The organism is Sphingobium indicum B90A (genome assembly GCF_000264945.2).
In the GTDB taxonomy this organism is placed as follows: domain Bacteria; phylum Pseudomonadota; class Alphaproteobacteria; order Sphingomonadales; family Sphingomonadaceae; genus Sphingobium; species Sphingobium indicum.
In genome coordinates this window covers 3,232,287-3,240,000 of the sequence record NZ_CP013070.1, presented here as the reverse complement: position 1 = coordinate 3,240,000, position 7,714 = coordinate 3,232,287, and the positions used below count along the sequence as shown (strand labels likewise).

At 60.3% G+C, this 7,714-nt stretch carries 4 protein-coding genes, 1 tRNA gene and 2 rRNA genes (1 of these 7 running past the window's edge); 5 read left to right on the top strand and 2 right to left on the bottom strand.

Annotation, left to right across the window (positions count from 1 at the left end; genetic code table 11):
* The 3 genes from SIDU_RS15705 to SIDU_RS15695 all read left to right on the top strand — a co-directional run.
* Positions 1–2,640, top strand: a 23S ribosomal RNA gene (locus SIDU_RS15705); it begins 156 nt to the left of the window's first position.
* Between the two features lie 141 nt (positions 2,641–2,781).
* A 5S ribosomal RNA gene (gene rrf, locus SIDU_RS15700) occupies positions 2,782–2,896 on the top strand.
* A 65-nt stretch (positions 2,897–2,961) separates the two neighbouring features.
* Positions 2,962–3,038 (top strand) — tRNA-Met (locus tag SIDU_RS15695).
* Between the two features lie 275 nt (positions 3,039–3,313).
* Here SIDU_RS15695 and pgeF read toward each other — a convergent pair.
* Positions 3,314–4,075, bottom strand: a complete 762-nt coding sequence (pgeF, locus tag SIDU_RS15690; protein WP_007687408.1) for a peptidoglycan editing factor PgeF — start codon at positions 4,073–4,075, stop codon at positions 3,314–3,316.
* 165 nt (positions 4,076–4,240) lie between these two features.
* On the opposite strand from pgeF, the gene SIDU_RS15685 reads away from it, so the two are divergent.
* Entirely contained in the window at positions 4,241–5,857 is a 1,617-nt protein-coding gene (locus SIDU_RS15685; protein ID WP_007687406.1) for an amino acid permease, read from the top strand.
* A 32-nt stretch (positions 5,858–5,889) separates the two neighbouring features.
* On the opposite strand, the gene SIDU_RS15680 is transcribed toward SIDU_RS15685, so the two are convergent.
* Positions 5,890–7,164, bottom strand: coding sequence for a multidrug effflux MFS transporter (locus SIDU_RS15680; protein WP_007687405.1), 1,275 nt, complete (start codon positions 7,162–7,164; stop codon positions 5,890–5,892).
* A gap of 239 nt (positions 7,165–7,403) precedes the next feature.
* Between SIDU_RS15680 and SIDU_RS15675 the strand changes: the two genes are divergently transcribed.
* Positions 7,404–7,700, top strand: a complete 297-nt coding sequence (locus SIDU_RS15675) for an SEL1-like repeat protein (protein ID WP_007687397.1) — start codon at positions 7,404–7,406, stop codon at positions 7,698–7,700.
* The last annotated feature ends 14 nt before the right edge of the window (positions 7,701–7,714 follow it).

Below are 7,714 nucleotides of genomic sequence, written 5' to 3'. Positions count from 1 at the left end.
GGAACCAGGAACAGCGTTAAATGGGAGAGGTATCACTAAGCTGAATAAAATAGGCTTTGGTGAAGCGAACCCGGAGAACTGAAACATCTCAGTACCCGGAGGAAAAGACATCAACCGAGATTCCGTTAGTAGTGGCGAGCGAACGCGGACCAGGCCAGCGCCTGATATTTAGTTAGCAGAACACTCTGGAAAGTGTGGCCATAGCGGGTGACAGCCCCGTATGCGAAAGCGCAATATCAGGACTTGAGTAGGGCGGAGCACGTGAAACTCTGTCTGAACATGGGGGGACCACCCTCCAAGCCTAAATACTCGTACATGACCGATAGCGAACCAGTACCGTGAGGGAAAGGTGAAAAGCACCCCGATGAGGGGAGTGAAACAGTACCTGAAACCGGATGCCTACAAGCAGTTGGAGGGCTCTTGAAGCCTGACAGCGTACCTCTTGCATAATGGGTCTGTGACTTAGTGTATCGAGCAAGCTTAAGCCGTTAGGTGTAGGCGCAGCGAAAGCGAGTCTGAACAGGGCGTTTGAGTTCGATGCATTAGACCCGAAACCCGGCGATCTAGGCATGACCAGGCTGAAGGTGCGGTAACACGCACTGGAGGGCCGAACCGTTTAATGTTGAAAAATTATCGGATGAGTTGTGTTTAGGGGTGAAAGGCCAATCAAGCCGGGAAATAGCTGGTTCTCCGCGAAATCTATTGAGGTAGAGCGTCGGATGATTGCCGTTGGGGGTAGAGCACTGGATGGTTGCGGGGGTCGCGAGATCTACCAATACTAACCAAACTCCGAATACCAACGAGTCTAGTCCGGCAGACAGACGGCGGGTGCTAAGGTCCGTCGTCAAAAGGGAAACAGCCCTAACCTACAGCTAAGGTCCCCAAGTCACGTCTAAGTGGGAAAGCATGTGGGATTTCCAAAACAACCAGGAGGTTGGCTTAGAAGCAGCCATCCTTTAAAGAAAGCGTAACAGCTCACTGGTCTAAACAAGAGATCCTGCGGCGAAGATGTAACGGGGCTCAAGACGTGCACCGAAGCTTAGGGTTCAGCACTTTGTGCTGAGCGGTAGCGGAGCGTTCCGTAGGCCGTTGAAGCGGAAGGGTAACCGACCGTGGAGGTATCGGAAGTGCGAATGCAGACATGAGTAGCGATTAAGAGGGTGAGATGCCCTCTCGCCGAAATTCCAAGGGTTCCTGCTTAAAGCTAATCTGAGCAGGGTAAGCCGGCCCCTAAGACGAGCCCGAAGGGGGTAGTCGATGGGAACCACGTTAATATTCGTGGGCCTGGAGGTGTGTGACGGATGGTGCAACTTGTCTGGCCTTATTGGATTGGTCCAGGCAGGGAAACTGTCCCAGGAAATAGCCCCTCCGTATAGACCGTACCCTAAACCGACACAGGTGGAATGGTAGAGTATACCAAGGCGTTTGAGAGAAGTATCCTGAAGGAACTCGGCAAATTGCCTCCGTACCTTCGGAAGAAGGAGGCCCCATCTAAGCGCAAGCTCTGATGGGGGGCACAGGCCAGGGGGTAGCGACTGTTTAGCAAAAACACAGGGCTCTGCTAAGTCGGCTTCAAGACGACGTATAGGGCCTGACGCCTGCCCGGTGCCTGAAGGTTAAGAGGAGGAGTGCAAGCTCTGAATTGAAGCCCAGGTAAACGGCGGCCGTAACTATAACGGTCCTAAGGTAGCGAAATTCCTTGTCGGGTAAGTTCCGACCTGCACGAATGGCGTAACGACTTCCCCACTGTCTCCAGGATATGCTCAGCGAAATTGAATTCTCCGTGAAGATGCGGAGTACCCGCGGTTAGACGGAAAGACCCCGTGCACCTTTACTGCAGCTTCAGAGTGGCATTAGGAAAGAACTGTGTAGCATAGGTGGGAGGCTTTGAAGCCGGGACGCCAGTTCCGGTGGAGCCATAGGTGAAATACCACCCTGTTGTTTTCTGATGTCTAACCTCGCACCGTCATCCGGTGCAGGGACCCTCTGTGGCGGGTAGTTTGACTGGGGCGGTCGCCTCCTAAAGAGTAACGGAGGCGCGCGATGGTGGGCTCAGGACGGTTGGAAACCGTCTGTTAGAGTGCAATGGCATAAGCCCGCCTGACTGCGAGACTGACAAGTCGAGCAGAGACGAAAGTCGGTCATAGTGATCCGGTGGTCCCTCGTGGAAGGGCCATCGCTCAACGGATAAAAGGTACGCCGGGGATAACAGGCTGATGATTCCCAAGAGCTCATATCGACGGAATCGTTTGGCACCTCGATGTCGGCTCATCACATCCTGGGGCTGGAGCAGGTCCCAAGGGTTTGGCTGTTCGCCAATTAAAGTGGTACGTGAGCTGGGTTCAGAACGTCGCGAGACAGTTTGGTCCCTATCTGCCGTGGGCGTCGAAATTTGAGAGGAGTTGACCCTAGTACGAGAGGACCGGGTTGAACATGCCTCTGGTGTACCTGTCGTCCTGCCAAGGGCGCAGCAGGGTAGCTATGCATGGACGGGATAACCGCTGAAAGCATCTAAGCGGGAAGCCTCCCTCAAGATAAGATTTCTTCGAGCGGTCGTAGACCACGACCTTGATAGGCCGGATGTGGAAGTGCGGTAACGCATGGAGCTAACCGGTCCTAATTGCTCTGTTCGCGCTTGAATGCTTCTTCAAAGAAGCGAGTCCCACCATCAATGACAACACTGGAACAAACCAGCGTCAAAGATGTGGTGATCACCCTCATGCCAGACATCATATCTCAAGTGCACGGCACCGATTAAAACCCGAAGCGCAAGCTCTATTGCTTGGTGACCATAGCGTCTGTGACCCACCCGATCCCTTCCCGAACTCGGACGTGAAACCAGTCTGCGCCAATGGTACTGTGGCTCAAGCCCCGGAAGAGTAGGTCGTCGCCAGGCATTATAGCTCGCGCTCCATTAAACCCATTCGCAATAAATGCGGCCTCCGCAGCGATCTCTAGTGTCGCGGGATGGAGCAGCCCGGTAGCTCGTCAGGCTCATAACCTGAAGGTCGTAGGTTCAAATCCTACTCCCGCAACCAGAGGCCGCAATTCACTTCACAAAGCTTCAGAACCTGCCCAGGCAGAAAGCATCGCATCACGCCGGTCCTTCGGATCGACGATGAGCAGGATCGTTTCTCGCTGCATGCGGATCAGCGCCATATCCTTCCCATGGAGGGCTTTCCAAGCGATCGAAACGGATCGCTGGCTAGGAAATCGCGGAAAACAAAGAAATTGGAGCGATGATCTGATCAATCAGATCAACACCCGCTTCAATATGGCTCCGCCGTAACATGACGACGGCTTGCGCCGCTTCCTAATCCCGCAAAGCGATCATCGAAATCTGCCGGCCATAATCGGCTTCCCCCCGATGGCAGGAGCGCCGATAGCTGTAAAAGCGATCCGGCTGGCTATAGGTATCTTCATCCAGCAGTTCGATCTGGCTGATCCCCGCGCCCGCGAGCCGCGCAGCCACATAGGCGGCAATGTCGAATTGGCAATGCCCTTCCCGTCCTGCCGAGAAGAAGCGATCATTCTCCGCATCCGCCGCCGCGAAGCGTTCCGCGAAATCCAGCGTCACCTCATAGGAGGAACGCCCGATGCACGGCCCGATCGCGCAGGCGATCCGGTCGCGCGCAGCGCCCAGCGCCTCCATCGCGCCGATCGTCCGGTCCGTGACTCCGCCCAGGGCGCCTTTCCACCCCGCATGCGCCGCACCGATGACGCCGGCCGAAGCATCGGCAAACAGCACAGGCACGCAATCGGCGGTGAGTATTCCCAAAATCAGTCCAGAGCGATTCGTCACCATGGCGTCTGCCGCCGGCCGTTCGTCGGCGGCGATGGGCGCCGTGACCGTGACCGCATCGGGCGAGTGCACCTGATGCACCGTCACCAGCGTCGCGCCGGGGAGCAAGGCGTCGCGCGCCAGATCCCGGTTGCGCAGAACCGCGTCCCGCCCATCCTCCGACCCTAGCCCGACGTTCAGGCCCGCATGAACCCCGGTTGAAACGCCGCCGCGCCGTCCCGCAAACCCGTGCAGGACATCCCCGAAACCTGCCGCCCGCAGCAATTCAACCACGCTTCGCTCCTCAACATCGTCATGGGAACCGCTTTTGGACCATGTCCTGAATGCGCAACATACTTGCGCGCTGCGGATTAGGCGATAGTCTCCGTTTCATCATAAAAGGGGAGCGGCCGCAACGGTCGCCTCGGGCAAAAGACTTCAAAGATAAAGGGCTCCACCATGATCTTCGGGCGCATAAAGCCATTGGACGCCATATTGGCCACGGCCGAGAAGAAATCTCTCGTCCGTACCCTGGGGCCGGTTCAACTGACGCTATTGGGTGTCGGCGCGATCATTGGCACCGGCATCTTCGTCCTGACCGCCGCCGCCGCGCAAAAGGCCGGACCGGGCATGATGTGGAGCTTCGTGATCGCGGGGGCCGTCTGCGCCTTCGCCGCGCTCTGCTATTCCGAGATCGCGTCGATGGTGCCCGTATCGGGTTCCGCCTATACCTATACCTATGCGGTGGTCGGCGAATTGCTCGCCTGGATGGTGGGATGGGCGCTCATCCTGGAATATGCGGTCGCGGCCAGCGCCGTTTCGGTCGGCTGGTCAGGCTATTTCATGGGATTGCTCAAAAGCATAACCGGGCTTGAGCTGCCGCAGGCGCTTTCGGCGGGGCCGGTGTGGACGATGAACGGCCTGGTCCCGCATGCTGACATCACCCATGGCCTCATCAACATTCCCGCCATCGTTATCGCCCTGGCGGTCACCGCCCTGCTGGTGATCGGCACCACGGAAAGCGCCCGCGTCAACGCCGTGCTCGTCGCCATCAAGGTGACAGCGCTCACCGCCTTCATCCTTCTGACCCTCCCCGTGCTCGACACCGGCAATTTCTCGCCCTTCGCGCCCAATGGCTGGTTCGGGCCGGAAGGCGCCAGCGGCATGGGCATCGTCGGCGCCGCCGCCTCGATCTTCTTCGCCTATGTCGGCTTCGACGCCGTGTCGACCGCGGCGGAGGAAACCAAGAACCCGCAGCGCAACGTGCCCATCGGCCTGATCGGCAGCCTGGCGCTCTGCACCGTCTTCTACCTGCTGGTGGCGGGCGGCGCGATCGGCGCGATCGGCGCGCAGCCGGTGCTTGGCCCCGACGGTTCTGTCGTCGCGCCCGGATCGCAGGGCTTCGCCGCCGCCTGCGCGACCGCCGCCCATGCCCGGGATCTCGTCTGCTCCAACGAAGCGCTTGCCCATGTGCTGCGCGAGATCAACTGGACGGTCGTGGGCAATGCCCTGGGCCTTGCCGCGAACCTGGCGCTGCCGTCGGTCATCCTGATGATGATGTTCGGCCAGACCCGCATCTTCTTCGTGATGGCGCGCGATGGCCTGCTGCCCGAAAAGCTCGCCAGCATCCATCCCCGTTTCAAGACGCCCCATGTCGTCACCATGGTGACGGGCGTCTTCGTCGCCATCGGCGCCGCTCTGCTGCCCGTGGGCCAGCTTGCGGACATCTCCAATTCCGGCACGCTGTTCGCCTTCTTCATGGTGTCCATCGCCGTGCTGGTGTTGCGCGTGAAGGAACCGGGCCGCGCCCGTCCGTTCCGCACCCCCCTGGTGTGGGTGATCGCGCCCATGGCGGCCTTCGGCTGCGTCTTCCTCTTCTTCAACCTGCCGTTCGATGCCCAGCTCGTCCTGCCGATCTGGGGCGGAATCGGCCTCGTGCTCTATTTCATCTACGGCTATCGCAAGAGCCATGTGGGGCGCGGACTGGTCGAAACCCATGAACAGGATGCCGGCATTCCGCCCCAGCCCGTGCCGCCGATGCCGGGTGCGCATACGCCGGGCGGACGGGACGCCTGATCGACGAAGGGGGCGGCCACACCGCCCCCTTTTCAGTGCAGCGGCTCGAATTCCGGATCGCGCAGCGCGCCATGATGGGGGCGCGTGAACAAATTGCCCCGTTCCGCCCAGGCGACGATCAGGAAGGAGATCGAGCCGAACACAGCCAGCCCCAATGTCAGCGGCAGCGTCGTCCCGTTGAAGGCCTGGCCGACCAGGCTGCCCAGCGCGCTCGACACCGCCGTGGTCAGAAAGGCCTGGAAGGAGGATGCGACGCCGGCGCCTTTCGCGAAGGGCTCCATCGAAATCGCGCTGAAATTCGACGCGGTGAAGGCGATGGTCATCATCGTCGCCGCCTGCAGGATCATGAAGCTGACGATGGTTTCATGCCCCGCCAGGATCACCGCCAGATGCACGACATTGATCGATACCAGGCACAGCAGCGCCGTCTGGCTCAGCCGCCGGGCGCCGAAGCGGGAGACGAGCCGGCTGTTGAGCAGGCTTCCGACACCCATGCTGCCGGCGATGGCCGCGAAGGCGAAGGGAAAAATCCCCTGCGCCCCGAATATGTCGAAGAAGATCTGCTGCACCGACAGGATGAAGCCGATCAGGCCGCTCATCACGACGCCGCTCGCCAGCATATAGCCGATGGACGTGCGCGTGCGGACGATGGTGCCGACCGTGCGGAAGATCGTCCCCGCGCTCATCCGCAGGCGATTTTCGGGCAGCAGCGTTTCCGGCAGCCTCATCCCCATCCACAGCAGGATCAGCGTCGCCAGGATCGCCAGCGCCCAGAATATCCATCGCCAGGGCGCGATCCACAGGATCGCCTGGCCGAAAGTCGGCGCCATGACCGGGATCAGCATGAACACGGCGAAGATCAGCGACATCACCCGGGCCATCGCGTCGCCCCGGAACCGATCGCGGACGATGCCGACGGTGATCACCCGGCTGGCGCCCGCGAAGAAGCCGGCGCAGGCCCGGGCGGCCAGCATCATGGCAAAGCTGTGCGCGCCCGCGCAGGCGATGGAGGAAAGGATGAACAGCGCCATCGCGCCGCCCAGCACCCGTTTCCGCCCATAGCGGTCCGAAAGCACGCCGAACAGCAGCGATCCGACGCCCAGTCCCAGGAAGTAGACGCTGATGATCAATTGCCGGTCATTGGGATGCGGCACCGAAAGATCCCGGCCGATGTCGGGCAAGGCAGGCAGCATGGGATCGATCGACAGCGCGTTCATCGCCATCAGGCAGGCGCACAGCATCACGAATTCGCGGAATGCCATGTCCCTTTTCGGCTGTGCTGCGGCGGTGTCGGGATGTTCGGTCATGCCGGTCGCTATGCGGATAATCCAACGGCCGCGCCACCCCCTTAGGGCGTTTTGCGGATGAAGGAATCGTCTGTCGGACCGGAAACGCGGCGAGACGAGGAACCGGCGCATTCGATCCGCGGTCGGACCGCCCCGCGTACACATGGTATCCGCCGCGTTAACCATTTTTTATCCGGTGCCGGTGCAGCCTGCCGATCGTCGAAAACCATCAAGTCGAAATCCATGAGGGGGATTCGGTTATGGCCAATGGACTGAAGAGCGCGCAGTTTCTGATGGAAAGCCGGTTCGCGGGAGCGGCGGGCGGAACCGCAGAGGCCTGTTTCGATCTGGGCGTCGCCTATAGCTGCGGCACGGGCGGTCTGCCCGTCGACCTGATCGAGGCGCATAAATGGTTCAATCTCGCCGCGCTCAAGGGCAGCGAGGAAGGGCAGACGATGCGCGCGGAAGTGGCCGGGGAAATGTCGGCGCGCGAAATCGCCGAGGCGCAGCGGCAGGCGCGCGCGCTGATGGCCGCGACGCAATTGCGCGCCGCCTGAACAGAGCGATTTCC

Excerpts from the sequence above, each read along its gene's own strand:
- SIDU_RS15680 (WP_007687405.1), bottom strand. The coding sequence starts at position 7,164 with ATGACCGAACATCCCGACACCGCCGCAGCACAGCCGAAAAGGGACATG.
- SIDU_RS15675 (WP_007687397.1), top strand. The coding sequence starts at position 7,404 with ATGGCCAATGGACTGAAGAGCGCGCAGTTTCTGATGGAAAGCCGGTTC.
- SIDU_RS15685 (WP_007687406.1), top strand. The coding sequence starts at position 4,241 with ATGATCTTCGGGCGCATAAAGCCATTGGACGCCATATTGGCCACGGCC.